15 protein-coding genes are annotated in these 19915 nt (G+C 59.2%); 3 read left to right on the top strand and 12 right to left on the bottom strand.

All coding sequences use genetic code 11. The features are described 5' to 3' along the window. Together GIV26_RS26650 and sfnG are read left to right on the top strand one after the other, a co-directional pair. The coding region (locus GIV26_RS26650) for an IS3 family transposase (RefSeq protein ID WP_213152959.1) at positions 1-95 on the top strand (95 nt) is incomplete at its 5' end. 499 nt (positions 96-594) lie between these two features. Further along, a complete protein-coding gene (sfnG, locus tag GIV26_RS26645) occupies positions 595-1719 on the top strand; it encodes a dimethylsulfone monooxygenase SfnG (RefSeq protein WP_236282868.1) in 1125 nt (374 codons plus the stop codon). Positions 1720-1756: 37 nt separating this feature from the next. On the opposite strand, the gene map is transcribed toward sfnG, so the two are convergent. Beyond that, positions 1757-2527: a type I methionyl aminopeptidase gene (gene map, locus GIV26_RS26640; protein ID WP_236282866.1), complete on the bottom strand. Its 771-nt coding sequence runs from the start codon at positions 2525-2527 to the stop codon at positions 1757-1759. Further along, entirely contained in the window at positions 2527-2727 is a 201-nt protein-coding gene (locus tag GIV26_RS26635; RefSeq protein ID WP_003190946.1) for a ParD-like family protein, read from the bottom strand. The genes map and GIV26_RS26635 overlap by 1 nt, the downstream gene beginning before the upstream one ends. Positions 2728-3096: 369 nt before the next feature. Between GIV26_RS26635 and GIV26_RS26630 the strand changes: the two genes are divergently transcribed. Then, positions 3097-3366: a DUF1652 domain-containing protein gene (locus tag GIV26_RS26630; protein WP_054897458.1), complete on the top strand. Its 270-nt coding sequence runs from the start codon at positions 3097-3099 to the stop codon at positions 3364-3366. Positions 3367-3436: 70 nt separating this feature from the next. Here the strand turns inward: GIV26_RS26630 and GIV26_RS26625 are convergent, their stop codons facing one another. From GIV26_RS26625 to GIV26_RS26580, 10 genes are all read right to left on the bottom strand, one after another. Further along, positions 3437-6037 carry an autotransporter family protein gene (locus GIV26_RS26625; protein ID WP_236282864.1) on the bottom strand — a complete coding sequence of 867 codons (2601 nt, stop codon included), beginning with the start codon at positions 6035-6037 and terminating at the stop codon, positions 3437-3439. 144 nt (positions 6038-6181) lie between these two features. Beyond that, positions 6182-7120, bottom strand: coding sequence for a carbohydrate kinase family protein (locus tag GIV26_RS26620; protein ID WP_057977211.1), 939 nt, complete (start codon positions 7118-7120; stop codon positions 6182-6184). A gap of 12 nt (positions 7121-7132) precedes the next feature. Then, positions 7133-8614 (bottom strand): xylulokinase, encoded by a 1482-nt coding sequence (gene xylB / locus GIV26_RS26615; RefSeq protein ID WP_236282862.1) that lies wholly within the window; start codon positions 8612-8614, stop codon positions 7133-7135. A 137-nt stretch (positions 8615-8751) separates the two neighbouring features. Next, positions 8752-10233, bottom strand: coding sequence for a mannitol dehydrogenase family protein (locus GIV26_RS26610; RefSeq protein ID WP_236282861.1), 1482 nt, complete (start codon positions 10231-10233; stop codon positions 8752-8754). An 18-nt stretch (positions 10234-10251) separates the two neighbouring features. Next, entirely contained in the window at positions 10252-11355 is a 1104-nt protein-coding gene (locus tag GIV26_RS26605; protein WP_072447853.1) for an ABC transporter ATP-binding protein, read from the bottom strand. A gap of 22 nt (positions 11356-11377) precedes the next feature. Then, positions 11378-12208, bottom strand: coding sequence for a carbohydrate ABC transporter permease (locus GIV26_RS26600; protein WP_005788583.1), 831 nt, complete (start codon positions 12206-12208; stop codon positions 11378-11380). 10 nt (positions 12209-12218) lie between these two features. Continuing rightward, the gene (locus tag GIV26_RS26595; protein WP_034127650.1) at positions 12219-13109 is read right to left on the bottom strand and encodes a carbohydrate ABC transporter permease; all 891 of its coding nucleotides are present in this window, start codon (positions 13107-13109) and stop codon (positions 12219-12221) included. A gap of 134 nt (positions 13110-13243) precedes the next feature. Next, positions 13244-14566 (bottom strand): ABC transporter substrate-binding protein, encoded by a 1323-nt coding sequence (locus GIV26_RS26590; RefSeq protein WP_054897451.1) that lies wholly within the window; start codon positions 14564-14566, stop codon positions 13244-13246. A 434-nt stretch (positions 14567-15000) separates the two neighbouring features. Beyond that, a complete protein-coding gene (locus tag GIV26_RS26585) occupies positions 15001-15435 on the bottom strand; it encodes a hypothetical protein (protein WP_236282859.1) in 435 nt (144 codons plus the stop codon). A 146-nt stretch (positions 15436-15581) separates the two neighbouring features. Continuing rightward, entirely contained in the window at positions 15582-19817 is a 4236-nt protein-coding gene (locus tag GIV26_RS26580) for a dermonecrotic toxin domain-containing protein (protein ID WP_236282857.1), read from the bottom strand. Between the last annotated feature and the right edge of the window lie 98 nt (positions 19818-19915).

Raw genomic sequence — 19915 nt, 5'->3', positions numbered from 1 at the left:
AGGATTACATCACCTACTACAACCAAGACCGCATAAGCCTCAGACTGAATGGCTTGAGTCCGGTACAGTTTCGGACCCAGGCACTAAATCAATAGCGTCTCCTGTCCAACTTTTGGGGGGCAGTTCAACAGCGGGTCACTTTTGGAAAAGAGCCCCAAAAGTAACCAAAAGGGCTCTTGCCCCACCACTCGGCACCTCGCTCAGGCTCGGTGTGCCCGTAATCCGCCAGTGATTTGGGGGGCCGCCGCCACGCGCCATCCATGGCGCGGGGCAGCTAAACCGGCATCCCTGCCGGTTTACCCCCCAAATCCCTGTCGAATTCCGGCCAGCGTGGTTTAACGGGGCGCTTAAGATCAAAAGCAGATCAAGAGCAAGATCAAGAGCGACTCGCTTCGCATCGTGGTTACGCTTGGTGCTGGTCGCAACTGTTGCTCCAGCAACAGCAGATCCACAAACTGCTGCGATCCCAGACACTGGCAAGCCATCGCTTCAATCCCCCTTTTTTTCCGCAACCCCCAGGCTACGGGCATTTGCCTGCCCCTGGCACGCTTGCTGCGTAAGCCCTTGTAAATCCCCTGTACGAGGTACCGTCCGATGAGTCAGCAAGCCGTGAAATTTGCCTATTGGGTGCCCAACGTCAGCGGTGGGTTGGTCGTCAGCAAGATTGAACAACGCACCCACTGGGGAATTGATTACAACCGCAAACTGGCGCAACTGGCGGAGGCGGCGGGTTTTGAGTATGGCTTGACGCAGATTCGCTTCACCGCAGGTTACGGTGCCGAGAACCAGCATGAGTCTGTGGCGTTCAGCCATGCGTTGCTGGCGGCGACCACCACCCTCAAGGTCATCGCGGCGATCCTGCCCGGGCCGTGGCAACCGGCGTTGGCGGCCAAGCAATTGGCGACCATCGACCAACTGACCAATGGCCGTATTGCAGTGAATATCGTCAGTGGCTGGTTCAAGGGCGAGTTCCAGGCCATTGGCGAGCATTGGTTGGAGCATGATGAGCGCTATCGGCGTTCCGAAGAGTTTATCCGTGCTCTCAAAGGCATCTGGACCCAGGACGATTTCACCTTCAAGGGCGATTTCTATCGGTTCAACCAATACACCCTCAAGCCCAAACCCCTGGGCCAGCCGGAAATCTTCCAGGGTGGCAGTTCGCGGGCGGCTCGGGACATGGCGGCGCGGGTGTCGGATTGGTATTTCACCAATGGCAACACGTCTGAAGGGGTCAAGGCCCAGGTCGATGATATCCGCGCCAAGGCCGCTGCCAACCAGCATTCGGTGAAGGTGGGCGTGAACGCCTTCGTGATCGCCCGCGACACGGAGGAGGAGGCACGTGCGGTGCTGGCACAGATCATCGACCAAGCCGACCCGGAGGCGGTCAACGCCTTTGGTGACGCGGCCAGGCAAGCGGGCAAGGCGTCGCCGGAGGGCGAGGGGAACTGGGCCAAGTCCAGCTTTGAGGACCTGGTGCAATACAACGATGGCTTCAAGACCAACCTGATCGGCACCCCGCAGCAGATCGCCGAGCGCATCGTGGCACTCAAGGCCGTGGGTGTGGACTTGGTGCTGGCAGGCTTTCTGCACTTCCAGGAAGAAGTGGAGTATTTCGGCAAACGCGTATTGCCGCTGGTGCGCGAGCTTGAAGCCAAGGCCACTGTAGGAGCGAGCTCGCTCGCGAAAAACGTCAACGAAGAAGTGGGTAGCCTGGTTTAACGCGCAGTCCTTGAGGCCTTCGCGAGCAAGCTCGCTCCTACAAGGTGTGAAGGTTTTGAGTGGCTTGCAAGGTCAACACCTCAAACCCATCCGCCGTCACCGCCACGGTATGTTCCCATTGCGCCGAGAGGCTGTTGTCCTTGGTGACTACCGTCCAGCCGTCTTTCAGGCTGCGGGTTTTGGCGCTGCCCTGGTTAAGCATCGGTTCGATGGTAAACACCATGCCTTCGCGCAGTTCCAGGCCGGTGCCCGGCCGGCCGAAGTGCAGAATTTGCGGTTCTTCGTGCATTTGTCGGCCGATGCCGTGGCCGCAGTATTCGCGCACCACGCTGTAGCCGTTGGCTTGCGCATGGCTCTGGATAGCATGGCCGATATCGCCCAGACGCGCCCCGGGCTTGACCTGGCGTATACCGGCCCACATCGCCTCGAAGGTCATGTCCACCAGGCGCCTGGCCTTGGGCGTCACGTTGCCGATCATGTACATCTTGCTGGAGTCGGCAATGAAGCCGCCTTTTTCCAGGGTGATGTCGATGTTGATGATGTCGCCGTCCTTGAGCAATTGCTTGGCGCTGGGCATGCCGTGGCACACCACTTCGTTGATCGAGGTGTTGATGCAGAAGGGGTAGTCGTACTGCCCAAGGCTGGCAGGGCGGGCCTTGAGGTCATTGCGGATGAAGGCTTCGACGGCGCTGTCCAGCTCCAGGGTAGAGCGGCCGGCGGCGACGAAGCCGTCGAGCATGTCGAAGACTTGCGCCAACAGGCGCCCGGCTTCACGCATTACGGCCAATTGTGCGGGAGTCTTGATCATCAGCTGCGCCCTCGGATCAGGTCGGGTTTGTCCAGCAACAGCTTGTTGATCAGCTCGTTGTAGGGCAGGTGCGGGTTGAGTTCGGCGAGCAGGCCGATCTTGATCCAGAACTCGGCCTGGGCGTTGATGGAGCGGTCCATGGCGGCGCTGGCCAGGCGCAGTTGTTCGTGCAGCTGATCGGTGATCTTGACGATGCCCATAAGGTTCACTGTGTTTAATTGATATACGAATCGTATATGTTTCGTATGTTTATCGCAAACCGCCTTCGGCTGAACGGTGATGGGTTGATTGGTTGCGATATGTTGCCGAAAAAAGGATTTCCACATAAACGCCGGTCCCCACGCTGCGGGTTAAACGTTTAATCGATGTAGTTCGACGATGATGCCAAACAGGTTGTCTTCTTTAATATGAGCAAGCGGTTTGCTTATGAGGAAAGGTTACAACCACCACAGTTTTTGCCGAGTAGGCTTACTGATTGAAAGCGTCTTCCAGGGTTGGCAAGACGTGGCAGGCAAGTGCCTGTCGGATACATATAACTGTTGGCAGTCTCAAAAAAGGAGAGGTTAGCCATGCTTTCAGAACTAGAGCTTCGCAGCATCATTGAAGGAAGTTTCCTGCCTAAACGGTGCGAATGCACCAAAGCCGAAGATGCCTCGTTGACGATCAAGGTCTACGACGACCGCGACCGGGACCGGGTGGATTTGGAAGTCAAAGGTATACACCCTGACAAGCTCGACAGCAGTCGAGCGATTTGCAACCTGATCACCGGGTTGCGTGAGGACCTCAAGCAAAGCCACGCACCGGTACTGCAACGAGCCGGCGCGCGCGGTTATTACTAGCGGATGCTTGAGTGTAAGTTGACCCCATGGGCCTGGTAGTTGCCAGGCCCAATGTTGACGTCCTTCCTGTTTACCAGCGCACTCTTACGCCGAGATTGCCACTGACACCCTCAAAGTTGTTGTCGTCCAGTTGGGTGCCATAGTTACCCTCCATATAAACGCTGAACGCGGATGACAATTGAGCTACAACACCGACACCAATATCAGCCGTGGAGGACTTGTGATCGCTCTTGATCCGGTCCACCTTGTCGAACGTCACCGTGTCGCTACCGCCGAAGGTGTGCCAGACATTCGCCCGTAGGTACGGCTCCACGGGTGTGTTGCTGACCAGATAGCGGCCCTTGAGGCGTGCGCCGATGCGGCCGGTCCAATACTCCTGGGAGTCGAAAGAGACCTTGGAAATGCCATCGTGCTGACTGTCCAGATCGATCTTCTGTCCGATGACTTGGGCCTGAGGTTCCATCTCCCAATGCTCGGACAGCCTGAACGGGTAGCCGGCCTCGGCGGATAACGCCAAGGCGTGGCCCTTGGTATCCATCTTCACCCCTCGGTCGGACTTGTTGTCGCCATCCAGGCGGGTACCCATGGCCACCAGGTCGACGTACCAGCCGGTCGGATCGGTGAGTGTCCAGTAAGCGCCGAAGTTGTCGCCGTCGAGTTTGACCCGCCCGGAGCGATGGTTCTGCCAGCCCATTGCAAAGCCCTTCACGTCGCCGCGCAGGCGGCTCTGGCCGATAAAGAGGCCAAGGCGTTGCGTCTGCCCGCCGCTGGTTTCGGCGGCGTAAAGGTCATGGCCAACCTGATAGCCCTTGACCGTGCCGTCAAAACTCGGCGCCACGGTGCCCGACCAGCTTTTGTTGAAATCACTGCCATAGGCGCGGCCCCAACCTGCCGGCACTGCACCGGTCTCGGTCAGCAGGCTTTGCTCGCCCTGGCGTTCATGGAAGGTGCCCAGAGCCTGCAACGTCATCAGTTGCGCTGCGGGGATGTCTACGGAGTAGACCGGAACTTCCAGGCGATACAGTGGAATCGGCGCGGCACCCGCCACGGCGGTGGGAAGCACAGGGTTACTCGCCGCCGATTGCGGCGACGTGGCCGCGGCGACTTGGCTGGGCGGTGGCGCGGCAGGCTCGATCGGGGGCTGCGGTTGCGCAGTGGGTGGTTCCACAGAAGGTTCATCCGAATCCACTACAGGTGGAGTGGCGGGTATCGGCGGCACCGGCACCACCACGGGCGGTGTCGGCGGTACGGGTGGGACCGCAGGCGGTTGCACGGCCACCACCGAGGAACGAAGGAACCAGCTGTTTTCTGTATTGGCGGTGGTGCCGCCCTTGAACAGCAGGTATTCATAAGCTCCGGCGGAGACCGAGCCCTTCAAGGCGAACGCATCGTTGGTGCTGACGGCGCCGTTGAGCGCCTGGACCACCTCGATGCCATTGTTCTGCGTTAGCCCGCCGACGCCGCCGAGGTTGCTGACGCTCAGTTGGGTGTGACCGCTGATACTGCCGTCGGACACTACCAGCTTGTCGGTGGCAGAGTTTTCGGCGCCCAGTACGGTCTGCAGGTGCAACTGGCCGTTGTTGCCCACGTAGTTGCCATGCACCGTCAATACGCTGGTCGCGCTGTTGTCGGTGGTCATGTCGACAGTGCCGGCGTTATTGAGCGTCGCCAGTTGCCCGGCGGTGTAGGGGCGGATGCTGCCTTGGGTCACGGCCAGGGTACTGCTGCCGTCGATGTTGAACGTGCCGGTATTGCTGCCACTGTCACCGAGGAAAAAATCCCCGGCCAGGTCCAGGCGTGAGTGGTTGGTGAGGTTGACGGTCTCCCAGCCGATATAGCGGGCCGCGGTGCTGGATGTCGTTGTGTCGAAGGTCAATTCATCGTTGCCCAGGCCACCATCGACGGAGGGTGTGGTGGCCAGCAGGCTTTCATTCAAGCCGCGCAGCAGGGCGGTGTCGTCACCATCGCCCATCAACACCGAGGACTTGATCTGCCCACCGTCAAGCCACCGGAAAGTGTCGTTGCCGACGCTGGCACGGATCTCACCACTGATCACGCCGCCACTCACGGTAATGCTGTCGTCACCACCGCTGGTGCTGATATTGCCGCCGATGCTGCCAGCGGAAATGATGATGGTGTCAGTATCAAAACCGGTGACCAGGTTGCCCAGGATGGCGCCTCCGGACATGTCATAAAGGTTCTTGTCCAGCTTCATATTCACTCGGCCAATGGTGCCACCGCTCTGGTAGGCCACATCGCCGTCCTCAAAGGCATCGACGATGGTGCCTCCCTCCATCCTGAAGGTGTCGAGCCCATCGCCCTGGAACAGCGCCTGTATTTGCCCACCGAGCATGACGAAGTCATCGATGCCAGCCCCTTGTTGCACCGCGCCGGTGATCTGCCCGGACTCTATGCGCACCGTATCCACGCCAGGGCCAAAGGTGACATTACCGTTGATGGTGCCGGTGCCGCCTGGGGGGAGGGTCAGATGGTTATCCCCGGAAAGGTCGGTAAGGCCGGGACTGCTGCCGCTGTCGCACGTGTAGGTATCGTTACCGGTTCCCGGGGTGAGAACGCAGGCGGCATGAGAGGGTTGAGGGATCATGTACTGCAGTGAGATGAGGCCGACAGCTAAAACGGCCCGGGTCGAGAAACCACTGGGCTTTTGCATGGGTGTGTCCTGGGTTTGTTGTAATAACTGCTCCTGTTTTTGGGTTTAGCACAGTTTTCCAGTAGCGCAATTTTTTATGCATGGCGCGCAGGCCACGGAATACGTGGCCTGCGTGATGGCACTTTGAGTTTTTGGCCGCTCAGCTCAAGCCAGTTGTTGACGATAGGGCAGGTCTGGGCCGGTCTTGCCGCAGGTCAGTGCGGCAGCCCGAATCGCGAAGCCCAGCATGGCGTCGATCTGCTCGCGACTGAGGCTTTGCAGCCCCTCAACCGAATCCAACTGCTGTTCCGTGAGCCACGCAATCAGCGCCGCCTGGAAGGTATCACCAGCGCCCACCGTATCGGCCATCACCACCTTGACCGCAGGTTGCGACCAGGTGCCATGTTGGCGGCTGAACACCGATGCACCGTCGCCACCACGGGTGAGGAACACCAGTTGGCAGCGGTGGTGTAGCCAACCTTGCAGCACGCTTTCCGGTGTCTGGTCGGGGTAGAGCAGGTGAAGGTCTTCGTCGCTGACCTTGATCAGGTCGGCGTGTTGCACCAGCTCTGCGACGCGTGCGCGCCACAGGTGAATATCGGGCTGCGGGTTAAGGCGCACGTTGGGGTCGAGGCTGATCAAGCGCTTGCCGCTTTCACGCTTGACCAGGCTGAGCAGTGTGTCACCAATCGGTTGCACCACCAGCGAAAACGAGCCCACATGCAGCCCGCGAATCTCGTCGCCCAAAGGTGGCAAGTGGGTCAGTTGCAATTGCCGGTCGGCGCACCCTTCGCCGCGAAAGCTGTACTGCGGCGAGCCATTGGCGCCCACGGCTACCATCGCCAGGGTGGTCGGCGCGTCGAACTCAACCAGAAAGCGTTCGCTGATACCTTCGTCTTTCAGTACTTGCTGCAAGCGCCGTCCAAGGTAATCGGTGGACAGGCCGGCGAAGAACCCCGACTCGATCCCCAGGCGGCGCAAACCCACCGCGACGTTGAACGGCGAGCCACCGGCAATCGCCTTGTAATTGAGCTTGGCGGCCTGCCCGCTGGCATCCTCCTCGCTGAAGAAATCAAACAGCGCTTCACCACACACCAGATACATAGTTGCTCGCTCTTAAAGGGTTGCCACGTGCTGTTGATAACGCTGATACGCTTGTTGATAGGCACTGACATTGGCGGCCACGGGTAAGGTGCGGCTGGCCGGGTCAATGCTCACGCATTTGTCGCACAGGCTGGCCAGCGGTTCGCCGCTCTGGCACCACGCCGCCTGGATCGCCGCGCCCAGGGCGGCGGCCTCGCTCTGTTCGGTACACACCACTTCGGTGTGCATGATATCGGCGACCATCTGCCGCCACAGCGGGCTTTTCGAGCCGCCACCGATCAGGCGGATGCTCTGGCTTTGCAGGCCGGTCTGGCGCAGCAGGTCCAGGCCATAACGCAGGCCGAAGGTGGTGCCTTCGACCACCGCGCGGCACAGGTTGGCGCGGGTCAGGTTGGTCATGGTCAGGCCCTGCAGGCTGCCGGTGGCGTGGGGCAGGGCGGGTACGCGTTCGCCGTTGAGAAACGGCAGCATGCTCACGCCATCGGCGCCGATGGGTGCCTGTTCGACCAGGGCGTTGAAGGTGTCGAGGTCCAGTTCGAACAGCTCGCGAATCACCCCGGTGGCGTTAGTCAGGTTCATGGTGCAGATCAGCGGCAGCCAACCGCCGCTGGAGGAGCAGAAGGTCGCCACCGAGGCTTGGGGGCTGATGTTTGGCTGGTCGGCAAAGGCATACACGGTGCCCGACGAGCCCAGGCTCATGGTGATCACGCCGGGGGCGATATTGCCGGTGCCAATGGCGCCCATCATATTGTCACCGCCACCACTGGACACCACCGCGTCGGGGTTGATGCCCAGGCGCTCGGCAATGGCCGGCAGGATCGTGCCCACCGCTTGGTCGGCCTCGATCAGTGTCGGCAAAGCGGCTTGCAGGCGGCCACTGGGGTCGATGTGCTGGAGCAACGCCACATCCCATTCCCGGCGGCGCACGTTGAAGTAACCGGTACCCGACGCATCGCCATACTCGGCGCAGGCGCGGCCGGTGAGCCAGTAGTTGAGGTAGTCGTGGGGCAGCAGGATATGGGCAATGCGCGCGAAGACGTCCGGGTGCTGTTCACGGGTCCAGAGCAGCTTGGACACCGTGTAGCCTGGTGCGATGGCCACGCCCAGGCGCTCCAGAGAGCCGCGTTCGCCGCCCAGATGGTGCAGCAGCCGGTCGTTCTCTGCCGTGGTTTCGGTGTCGCACCACAGCTTGGCCGGGCGCAGCACTTGGCCTTGATCATCCAGCAACACCAGGCCGTGTTGCTGGCCGGATACGCCGATGCCGAGGATGTCCTGGCCATCCACGCCGGCCTGTTGCAGGGCGCGATGGGTGGCAGCGGTGAAGGCGTCCAGCCACTCCTGGGTGTGTTGTTCACGACGGCCATTGGCGCCGCTGATCAAGGTGTGCGCCGCTGCGCCCAGGCCCAGCACCTTGCCGCTGGACGCATCGAGGACGATGGCCTTGGTGCCCTGGGTGCCGCAGTCGATGCCGAGGTAGAGGTTTTGCTGGGTCATGATGGAGTGCTCAGCAGTCTTATTGTTGGATTGAAAATACGGTCAATGTGGGAGCTGGCTTGCCTGCGATAGCGGTCTGGCAGTCACCGCAGGGTTGACTGGACCACCGCTATCGCAGGCAAGCCAGCCCCACATGTTTAATCCGGTTTGTTCAGGAGGTTTTGCAGTGTGGCTGTGACGCCTTTGTCGCGCAGGCTTTCGTAGCAACGTTCGAACGCTGCCACAAACGCCGCCGACTTGGGAATAGCCGTGCCAAAAATCTCTTCCACCCCCAGCAACCGCTGGCTGATCAGCGCGTCATCGCTCACCAGCTCCTGGCAGAACGCTGCCCGTGGGTCCGGGATGCTGTAGTGCGCGCCGTTTTCATCCACGCCTTTCAAATACAGCGCCCAGGCCGCCACCACCAGGGCGGCACGGTCCGTGTCGCGGCCGTCGGCAATCAGGCGGTTGATGGTCGGCACGGTGAACTTGGGAAACTTCGATGAACCATCGGAGCATACGCGCTCCAACTGGTCGGCAATCGCCTGGTTGGAAAAGCGATCCACCAGGGTCTGCTTGTATTCGGTCAGGTCGATACCAGGTACCGGCGCCAGGTTCGGCGTGACGTCCAGGTCCATGTAGGCGCGCATATACGCCACGAACAGGGGGTCGTTCATGGTCTCGTGAACGAACCGGTAGCCCTTGAGGAACCCCAGGTACGTGAGGGCCAGGTGGCTGCCGTTGAGCAGGCCGATCTTCATTTCTTCATAAGGCGTGACGTCATCGGTGAACTGCACGCCGACCTTTTCCCAGGCCGGGCGGCCGTTGACGAATTTGTCTTCCAGCACCCACTGCACAAACGGCTCGCACACCACCGGCCAGGCATCGTCGATCCCGTGCTGGTCGTGCAGTTGCAGGCGGTGGGCGGTGCTGGTCATTGGCGTGATGCGGTCAACCATGGCATTCGGGAAGCTCACGTTGGCCTTGATCCAGTCATGCAGGCCCGCGTCGTGCAGGGCGGCGAAGGCCAGCAAGGCCTTGCGGGTGACGGCGCCGTTGTGAGGCAGGTTATCGCAGGACATCACCGTAAAGGCCGGGGTGCCAGCTGCGCGGCGCTGGGTGAGCGCAGCGCAGATAAAGCCGAACACGGTTTTCGGTGCCCTCGGGTGCGCCAGGTCATGCTGGATCTGCGGCAGGTGGGCCATGAACTCGCCGTTGCTGTCATCGATGCAGTAGCCGCCTTCGGTGATGGTCAGCGAGACGATGCGGATCTGGGGGCTGGCAAGTTTATCGATGAGCGCCTGGGCGCCGTCTTCGGCCAGCAGCATGTCGCTGATCGAGCCGATCACGCGCACTTGCGTGTCGTCGGTGTCGCCCAGTTCATACAGGGTGAACAAATAATCCTGGCCGGCCAGGTCATCGCGGGCCTTGCGGTCTTCACTGCGCAGGCCGACGCCGCAGATGCCCCAGTCCAGGTCCTCGCCGGTGTTCATCAGGGCATCGGTGTAGAACGCCTGGTGCGCACGGTGGAAACCGCCGACGCCAATGTGCGCGATGCCCTGGCGGATATCGGCAAGCGCGTAGGTCGGCACCTGCACTTCGGGCGCCAGTTGGGTGAGGTTGGCTTTATTCAATTTCATCTGGAAATACTCACGGAATCAGGCGGCAGCGCGCAGTGGACGGGCCACGGCTACGCCATCGGTGTCGAACAGATGGCAGTGCGCCGGGTCCAGGTGCAACTGCAGCGTTTCGCCGTATTGGCTGGCCATGTCGCCACGGATACGCATGGTCAGCGGTTCGCCGTTGCGGGTGATGACGTGGCAGAAGGTGTCGCTGCCCAGGCGCTCGCCAACGTCAGCGGTCACGGTCAGGGTGGTTTGCCCTGGCGCGGCGATTTCCAGATGTTCCGGGCGAATGCCCAGGGTTACCGCGCTGCCCACGCTCAGGGTGGCGCCGCTCAACGGCAGGCTGATCAGGGTGCCGGCGTCCAGTTGCACCTCGCAGCCTTGGCTGTCGACGCGGATGACCTGGCCCTTGAGGAAACCCATCTTCGGCGTGCCGAGAAAACCGGCCACAAACAGGTTGGCTGGCTGGTGGTACAGCTCCAGCGGCGAGCCGACCTGTTCGATGCGCCCACTGTTGAGCACCACCACCTTGTCGGCCAGGGTCATGGCTTCGACCTGGTCGTGGGTCACGTAGATCATGGTCGCTTGCAGTTCTTTATGCAGGCGCGCCAGCTCCAGGCGCATCTGCACGCGCAGTGCGGCGTCGAGGTTGGACAGCGGTTCGTCGAACAGGAAGATCTTCGGGTTACGCACAATCGCTCGGCCAATCGCCACGCGCTGGCGCTGGCCACCCGAGAGTTGCTTGGGCTTGCGCTCCAGCAAAGGCCCCAGCTCAAGGATGCGTGCCGCTTCGCTGACTTTGCTCTCGACCAGCTTCTTGTCGACACCCGCCAGGTCCAGGGCAAACGACATGTTCTTGCGCACGCTCATGTGTGGGTACAGCGCGTAGGTCTGGAACACCATGGCCAGGTCGCGCTTGGCCGGGGTGACTTCGGTGATGTCGCGGCCATCGAGTTCGATGGTGCCGTCGCTGACCTCTTCCAGGCCGGCGATCAGGCGCAGCAGGGTGGATTTGCCACAGCCCGACGGGCCGACGAACACCACGAATTCCTTGTCGTTCACTTCCAGGTCGATGCCCTTGATGATGGAAAAACCTTCGAAGCCTTTTTGCAGATTCTTGATTTTCAGGTTGGCCATGATGGGCCTCCTTTTCGAATTATTATTTGACGGCGCCAAAGGACAAACCGCGTACCAACTGCTTCTGGCTGATCCAGCCAAAGATCAGGATCGGCGCGCAGGCCAGGGTCGAGACGGCGGACAGCTTGGCCCAGAACAAGCCTTCGGGGCTGGAGTAGGAGGCGATCAAGGCGGTCAACGGCGCGGCGCTGGAGGAGGTCAGGTTCAGCGACCAGAACGCCTCGTTCCAGCACAGGATCAACGACAGCAGTACCGTGGACGCCAGGCCACCCTTGGCGATTGGCAGCAGCACGCGCACCATTTCCTGCCACAGGGTGGCGCCGTCCAGGCGGGCGGCTTCGAGGATGTCCTTGGGGATATCCTTGAAGTAGGTGTACACCATCCACACCACAATCGGCAGGTTGATCAGGGTGTAGATGATGATCAGCGCAATGCGCGTATCCAACAGGCCAAAGCTCTTGGCCAGCAGGTAGATCGGCATCAGTACGCCCACCGGCGGCAGCATCTTGGTGGACAGCATCCACAGCAGCGTGCCCTTGGTGCGCTGGGTTTCGTAGAACGCCATAGAGTAGGCGGCCGGTACCGAAATCAGCAGGCACAGGGCGGTGGCGCTGAACGAAATCACCACCGAGTTCCAGGCGTAGGCAAAGTAGTTGCTGCGCTCGTTGATGTGCAGGTAGTTCTCCAGCGTCGGCGTGAAGATGAACTGCGGCGGCGTGGCGAACGCGTCGATTTCGGTCTTGAAACTGGTCAGCACCATCCAGAAGATCGGGAAGAAAATCAGGATCGCAATGGCCCAGGCCAGCGTGCCGAGCAACAGGCTTTGCAGGCGGCGGGATTGTTGAAGCGTCATGGCGCGGCCCTCAAGGCTTGTCAGTCAGGTTTTTGCCGATCATCCGCACCAGGATGATCGCCGCGATATTGGCGATGACCACGGCAATCAAGCCGCCGGCCGAGGCCATGCCCACGTCGAACTGCACCAGCGCCTGGTTGTAGATCAGGTAGGCGAGGTTGGTCGAGGCGTAGCCGGGGCCACCGTTGGTGGTGGTGAAGATTTCCGCGAACACCGAGAGCAGGAAGATGGTTTCGATCATCACCACCACGGCAATCGGGCGGGCCAGGTGGGGCAGGGTCAGGTGCCAGAAAATCGCAATGGCGCCGGCACCGTCCAGGCGTGCCGCTTCCTTTTGCTCTTGGTCTAGCGACTGCATCGCGGTCATCAGCAGCAGGATCGCAAAGGGCAGCCATTGCCACGACACAATGATGATGATCGACAGCAGCGGGTAATGCGCCAGCCAGTCCACCGGTTCGGCGCCGAAGAACTTCCACACGGCGGCGAGAATCCCCGACACCGGGTGAAAAATCAGGTTCTTCCAGATCAGCGCGCCGACGGTGGGCATGATGAAGAACGGCGAAATCAGCATCACCCTCACGATGCCGCGCCCCAGGAACTCACTGGCCTCCAGCAGCGCACTGATCAACACGCCGAACACCACGCTGATCAGCAATACGCTGCCTACCAGCAATAGGGTATTGGTGGCGCCAGGCAGGAACCCCGAGTCGGTGATGAAGTAGCTGAAGTTTTCCAGCCCCACGAACTGGTTTTCGCCGGGGTAGAGCAGGTTGTAGCGGATCAGCGAAAAGTACAGGGTCATGCCCAGCGGCACGATCATCCACAGCAGCAGCAAGGCCACCGAGGGGCTGACGAGAAACCAGCCGGGGTTGGCCAGGCGGTTTTTTGGAGGTGTATTCATGATAATCAAGGCCAGATAGAGACAGGTGCGCAAAAGCCCTGTAGGAGCGAGCTTGCTCGCGAAAAAGGTACATCCGACACCGCGATGTGCTTGGAATACCTTCGCGAGCAAGCTCGCTCCTACAGGCTATGGGGTTACTTGGGGTAACCAGCCCGCTTCATTTCCCGCTCGGTGGTGGTCTGCGCGGCGGTCAATGCAGCCTCGACGGTCTGCTGACCGGTCAGCGCACCCGAGAAGAACTTGCCCACCTGGGTACCAATCGCCTGGAATTCCGGAATGGTCACCAACTGGATACCGATATACGGCACCGGTTTCTCGGTCGGCTTGGTGGGGTCGGCCACTTTCAGCGATTCCAGCGTCACCTTGGCGAACGGCGCGGCCTTCATGTACTCCTCGCTGTAGGTCGAGGTGCGTGTGCCCGGTGGTACGTTGGCGATGCCATCGGTCTTGGCCACAAGTTGGCCGTATTCCTTGGAGGTGGCCCAACTGGTGAATACCTTGGCGGCATCCTTGGCTTTGGAGCTGGTCGGGATCGCCAGGCTCCAGGAATACAGCCATGACGTGCCCTTGTCGGTCTTCTCGTGGGGCGCAAACGTGAAGCCGACATGCTCGGCGACCTTGCTCTGGCTCTTGTCGGTAACAAACGAGCCCGCCACGCTGGCATCCACCCAGATCGCGCACTTGCCGCTGTTGAACAGTGCCAGGTTCTCGTTGAAGCCGTTGCTGGAAGCACCCGGCGGGCCGGATTTCTTCATGTTGTCGACGTAGAAATTCAGCGCGTTCTTCCACTCGGGGCCGTTGAATTCCGGCTGCCACTTCTCATCGAACCAGCGCGCGCCGAAGCCGTTGGCCAGTGTGGTGATCAGCGCCATGTTCTCACCCCAACCGGCTTTGCCGCGCAGGCACAGGCCATATTGTTCTTTGGACTTGTCGGTGAGCTTGGCGGCGAATTCGCCGATCTGGCTCCAGGTCGGGTGCTCAGGCATGCTCAGCCCGGCGTCCTTGAACAGGTCGGTGCGGTAATAGGTGATCGAGCTTTCGGCGTAGAACGGCAGGGCATACAAGGAGCCTTTGACGGACAAACCGTCACGCACCGAAGGGAACACGTCATCAAGGTCATAGGAAGCCGGCAGGTCTTTCATCGGCTCCAGCCAACCCTTGGCGCCCCACAGTGCGGCTTCGTACATGCCGATGGTCAATACATCGAACTGCCCGCCCTGGGTAGCGATGTCGGTAGTCAGCCGTTGGCGCAACACGTTTTCTTCGAGCACCACCCAGTTCAGCTTGATCTCCGGGTGCTCGGCCTCGAAGGTTTTCGAGAGCTTCTGCATGCGGATCATGTCGCTGTTGTTGACGGTGGCAATGGTCAGGGTTTGCGCGCCAAGGCTGACGGCGCTGAGGGTCATGCATGCAGTCATGCAAGAACAGGCAAGCAGGGTTTTTACTGTGAACTTCATCGCGCACTCCATTTCCGCGCCCAGGGGGCTACAGAAGGACGGTTATTGTTGTTGTGTCTTCCTACAAGGAGTCAGGAAGAGTGTGCGTTGATTACAGCCTTCAAAAGCGGCGGTGACAAATCCTTGGGAGCACTGGGACTGATACTTTTTTGCACTGAGAATCTTCGAGCGCGGATCAGGCACCCGAAGAGGGGTAATGCCTATTTGCTATTTATAGGCACTCCCCAGCCAAACGGCTGACGATGTATCCGATACAAAGCCTTCCAGCACAGGCCCATAACCTGCCTGTGCTTTCGCGTCATAGGCATACCAGCTACCGTTCTGGCATACCGCATTGAGTTCGACCGGCTCGTTGGCTCCGGAGCGCAGAATGCCTTGCGCCATATTGGCCTGCTGAGCAAATTGCTCGCCCAGTTTGCGTGGTGAACAGACCGTCAGGGGTGTATGGGTGCTTTAGTGGTTTTTTTTCGAACGGGCCCCAGCACGCTGATGCTCTCGATCACCATTTTCCGGTTGGAGTCAAATTTGAAGCTTACCCACACTTCGCCGGTCGCCGTGGACCTGATGTAGAACCGATAAAGGCTTGGCTTTTCGACTGATATGTCGTTGAGCCGTCCTGTTCCCTCCGGATGAACGGCGATGAGTGTTTCACCGGCTTGTTCGCCGCGCAGCCTGATGACCACTTCAACGTCGGCGGCCCCGGTCAGCGCTTTGCCCCAGTCTCTATTGACCGATGTCGAGAACCAGCGACTTTGTTTGTCGTAATTGTCGATACGTATCTGGCCTTCGCCGGTCCAGCCGAAGGTCTCTCCGGGTATTTCAAAGCGGCTGAACTCATTGATTGCACGAGGGGTGGCTGTTTTCTTCATGACGGGGCTCCAATGGACTATTCACAGAGCCAGAGTTCACAATCGCCGTGATCCAGGGAACTGTCACATCTACCAGTTCAGACGGGTGGGCGCTTGCTCAAGCCAGGCTCTGCTCAGTCAACGGGTGCGCCGCCCTGCGCGCGGGCTCATAACCTCAAAGCTCGCGAGCTGGCGGAGGCGGGGGGAGTAAAGATTTTCCACTCATGGTCATGGGGTCGACGTGGGTTGGGGAGCTTTTCCAAAATCCAATACCTGTCCTTCATGACTTCGAATTGTGTGACAGTACCGACGGGGGCCTTCACGGGAACGTTCAAGCGTTTGGATAACTCTTCAGCGAAACCTGTACTGCCGGATTTACTACTGATCATTCTGATTTGGGTAGCGCTGGTTTTTTCCAGCATGGGCGCGATCAGTCCAGCGAACGCTTCGGGTGAATAAGACTGCGCATTTTTCAAGTTGCTTTTGAAGGTCACTCCACCTTTGTCGCCATGCCCAATGATGTTTAATCGGATTTCATTACTGCCCGCTGGTCGATCCAGAAAGTACTCATACTGGCCGTCTTCAGAGGGGGTAAAGGCAATACTGTTTTTAATTTTTTCAGGCTCGGGTAGTTCCTTGAAGTCCTTGTATTCACCCAGGGTGTTAAGTTCTTTCGAAGGAGTTTGAATTTCGGCAGGGGGCGCACTTGTTCGTTTCTTGGACGAGCCGAAACGCTTGGGCCGGTAATCGACTTCGATCTCTTCCCAAAGAGGTTCTTTAATAGTGCCCCAGTTAACATTTACTTTTTTGCCACTCTGTTTTTCCACGTGGGTAAACATATCAACGTCTTTCAGTTGTTTGTTTAACTCCATCTCTGCCAATTCGATAATGTCGGCTTTAGAAAATCTTGGGTACTTTGCCTTGTATTTTGCAAGGGCGGTTTTGTAGATGTCCTCAGGATCTATGTCCGCATTGGATTTGTAGCCCACGACTACCGAGCCTTCATAACCCTTGACCGGCACGCCAGTAAGCGCGTGCAGTTGTGATGCCAGTGAGTTATCACCGCCCTTGGCGGAGTAACAGACCAGCAAACGCACTTCCGAATAGTCCCTGATATCAATGCCACGGGCGACAAGTTCATTATAAACGTCTTCAGCAGTAAGGAGTTTTTCATCCTCCCCGACAATCATCGCTCCTTGCTCGCCTTCAGGCTTGGCCGCGTGACCGACGATATTCAAGCGTTTAACTTCCTCACCTTTACGATTGTAAGTATCTACATTGGTCTGGATCTCACCGTCCACAGGTGTGATCTTTTCCAGCGGGCCTCCCATTCGAAAGCGTTGTGGCGGCGGGGTAAGGCGTGCATCGCCGTCGATCAATACGCTGGTGTTGGTTGCCGGCCTGTTTGAGGTGACGGCTGAAGGCTCCGACAATGAGAGCTCCTTGAACTGGGCGAGCAACGTCGTCAGGTTGACCAGCAGGTCCGTCAGGGCCGCCTCTTTATTTTGCGCGTCATCATCGAGCAGGACGCCCAGGTCATTGATTATGCCCTGGGACTGCATCATCAAGCCGAGCATGGCACCGGGCCCGCGCAATACTGGCAGGACAGAATTGAGCAACAGGAAGCCACCTTCCTTGAGGCTCGCCCAGCGGCTTTGTGCGTCGGATGTCGATTGCTGTCCGGCCAAGGTGATCAAGCTGCGGGCGTTGGCTTCGTACAGGTGGTTCATCAATGTTCCCGCCTGCAGCGTCTGTTGCAGGCGGGTATCCATGGCCAAGGGAATAGTTTTGTTCATCGGGATAGAGCCCAGGTTTAAACCGAATATCACCAGGTTTGGATGTTTGAAACCGTTGCCACTGTAGGTGTTGCGGGTCTGTTCGTCAGGCAACCAGGCGAGGATGTCGTTTTGCAGCTTGCCTTTGTTCTGTATGGCTTCCAGCAGCGCCTGGCGGGTTGGAAACTGCATCAACGACGCATCGCCCATCAGGGGGCGGTACAGGATGTGCGGGCCGTTCGTGCTGTCCTTGGGTTCGATCAGATAGGCGCCTTCGACCACATCGGTTTTCCCATTGGCCCGGTTATCGAACGCCAGCGGTCGGATCACGATTTCCTGGCCATCAACGATCCTGGGGCCAGGGCCTGGCTTGAATAGCTCCTGAACGTAGCGAAAACCCGTGGTGTTGAAACCGGACTCTGCCTTGATGCTCAGTTCCAGCGCCTTGAACTGCAGCTCCAGCGGTACTTGCTGAGCGAACAGTGCCTGGCGCCGGGCTTTTTCGGTTGGGTCGTCAAGCAGTTTTTTCCTCAGCAAGTCAGGGTAGGTTTTGCCGATATCAAGGTCGTCGACCAACTGCTTGAGTACGCCTTCTTTCTCCAGCTCCGGCACCCTGACTTTGAAGTCAGAGCCTTTATACTTGAGCCCTGTATTGTAAAAGACCTCAATCTGGCCGCTGGGTAATCCTGACAAGTTATTGAGGAGCATGTCTGTCAGGCTCATGGTCTGGCGGACGATTTCCCCGGCGGTACCCTGTGCCCCATAAGCGACTTTGAAGACCACCTCGAGTTTAGCCGCGGGGTGCGCCGTGAGTTTTTTGCTTCTGGGCAAAAAGTCGAATTGCTGCTGGGCGAACGTGTGGATGTCCTTGATATCGCTGTTGTAGCTGCGGCCTTCGTTCAGTTGGTTGAAACTGGCCAGTCCCAGGCTGAGTTCATGCATGATGAAACGCTCGGCCTCGCCTGCGTTGCTCATCCAGTCGGGCAGTGTGGGCGGCTCCTGCACCGAACTGTCCGGGCCACGTGGGGAGGCAGGGGAAATCAGACTGCTGCCGAGATGCCGATTGATGAGGACGTCGGCCTGGCCATCGAACAGATTGCCGGTCATCTCTTCCTTTGAACCGCCCAGGCTTTCGAGCTCATCCCAACTGTTGAAGGGAGTGATTTTGCCGTTGGGCTCCACCAGCAGCAGGATGTCGCGATTGGCTTGCGCCAGGTAGCGATGAACCACCATGTTCGGTGCGGAGTCGGCCAGGCTGTAGACGGTGGCGCCCGATGAGTTGGGGTCAAGTGGGGCGGGGCGCGTGGCGCCTTCGGGATGCCTCACGACCATGTCGATGGTCTTGCGCTGTTCATCATCCAGGCCGGATTGTTTAAGGCTGGCCAGCTGCAGGTTGCTTTTCAGAATGCGGCTTACCAACGTCCGGTGACTGCCGCTGAAAACGGCACCGGTATCAATGCCCGTGTTGAACGCAGGTTTGGCCCAGTACTCACGCAAATTTGCCTCATAGGCCTGGTTCAGTCGGTCCGGCAGCGCACCCATGACGCCGCTCAGAGCTGAAAAGTCGAGGTCTAGCGGAGTGTCGGCAGCGGTGCCCGTGCGTGCCAGTCGATCGGGACGCGTGTCAAACGCCCTGGCGGAATCGAGGAAGTCTGGGGCGTCACCGCCAGTCAGGTAGTCGAAGGCAAGTGCCATCAATTGTGTGCGCTTGGGTTTGGAGGGATTGTCCGGATCGGGCGTTTCAATGGCAATCTGGTTGATGTCGAAATCCAGCCCTGGAGAGGCTTCCTTCAGCCTGTCGCTGAGCACTCGAGCGACCACCGAGTAAACGTTGGGCTCACCGGCAAACTGGCGACGGGCAATATCTGCGACGGGGTCAGTGGTGGCGCTCGAGGTTTGGACCGGTGTAGTGGCCGGCTCTGCGCTGCCGGGCGGCGCCGGCGGCTGCACGACGTCCGGGCGTTGTGCCTGGGTGAACTTGCCAGGCTCAAGCATGACCTGCAGCGCAAGGTTCTGTATGGCTTCATCCCGCATATGCCTGACGTGCTGAACGTCCTGTCGGTGGGGCCGCGCAGCATTGCCTGCAGGAACAAGTATCGATGGGAATGTCTTGATATCCTGCAACACCCGGATTTGCTCCAGTGCTTCGGCCTTCGTCGTCGGAACCCTCATGGCGTAAAAAGCACCGACGGCATGGGTGGTGGCGGTGTGTTCGCCGATATACAGAATCGGGACGTTGTTCGTAGAGAGTTTGCGCACAACCTTGAAGACGTTGACAGCAGCTTCCTCGAAGCCATCGTCGTATTTGGAAAAACTGCTGCGTTTGCCGTTAATGGTGCCATCCAGAAATCCGGAAGGCGTTAGTTTCAGGTTTGAAAGGTTGATGTTGTTATTTTTCGCAAACGTCGCGAACGGCTCGTTTTTGAGTGCGTGCGTCAGCTGTGACCAAAGCTGCCCGAATGTTGAGTGAGTTGGAATGTCATGGACTGTGCCGAAGGAAGACGGCATGTAACGGCTGGTAGCGTGTACATTGACCTCCTCCATCAAAGCGGTGGCGAGTTTTTCTGCCATGTCAGCGTCAGCCTGACTCACCAACGGCTCGGCTGTTTTTCGGCCGTCCAGGGTCACTACACCCGTCTCTTTTACACATCTGACGCTGCCGACGAGATCTTGTGGGGGTGGAGATGAGCGGGTGGTGCGTGCGTGATACAAATAACAAACTGTTT

It is taken from the genome of Pseudomonas sp. PA-1-3F (assembly GCF_021609665.1).
GTDB lineage: Bacteria > Pseudomonadota > Gammaproteobacteria > Pseudomonadales > Pseudomonadaceae > Aquipseudomonas > Aquipseudomonas paracarnis.
The sequence above is the reverse complement of the archived record's forward strand: the minus strand, read 5'-3'. Positions and strand labels throughout refer to the sequence as shown.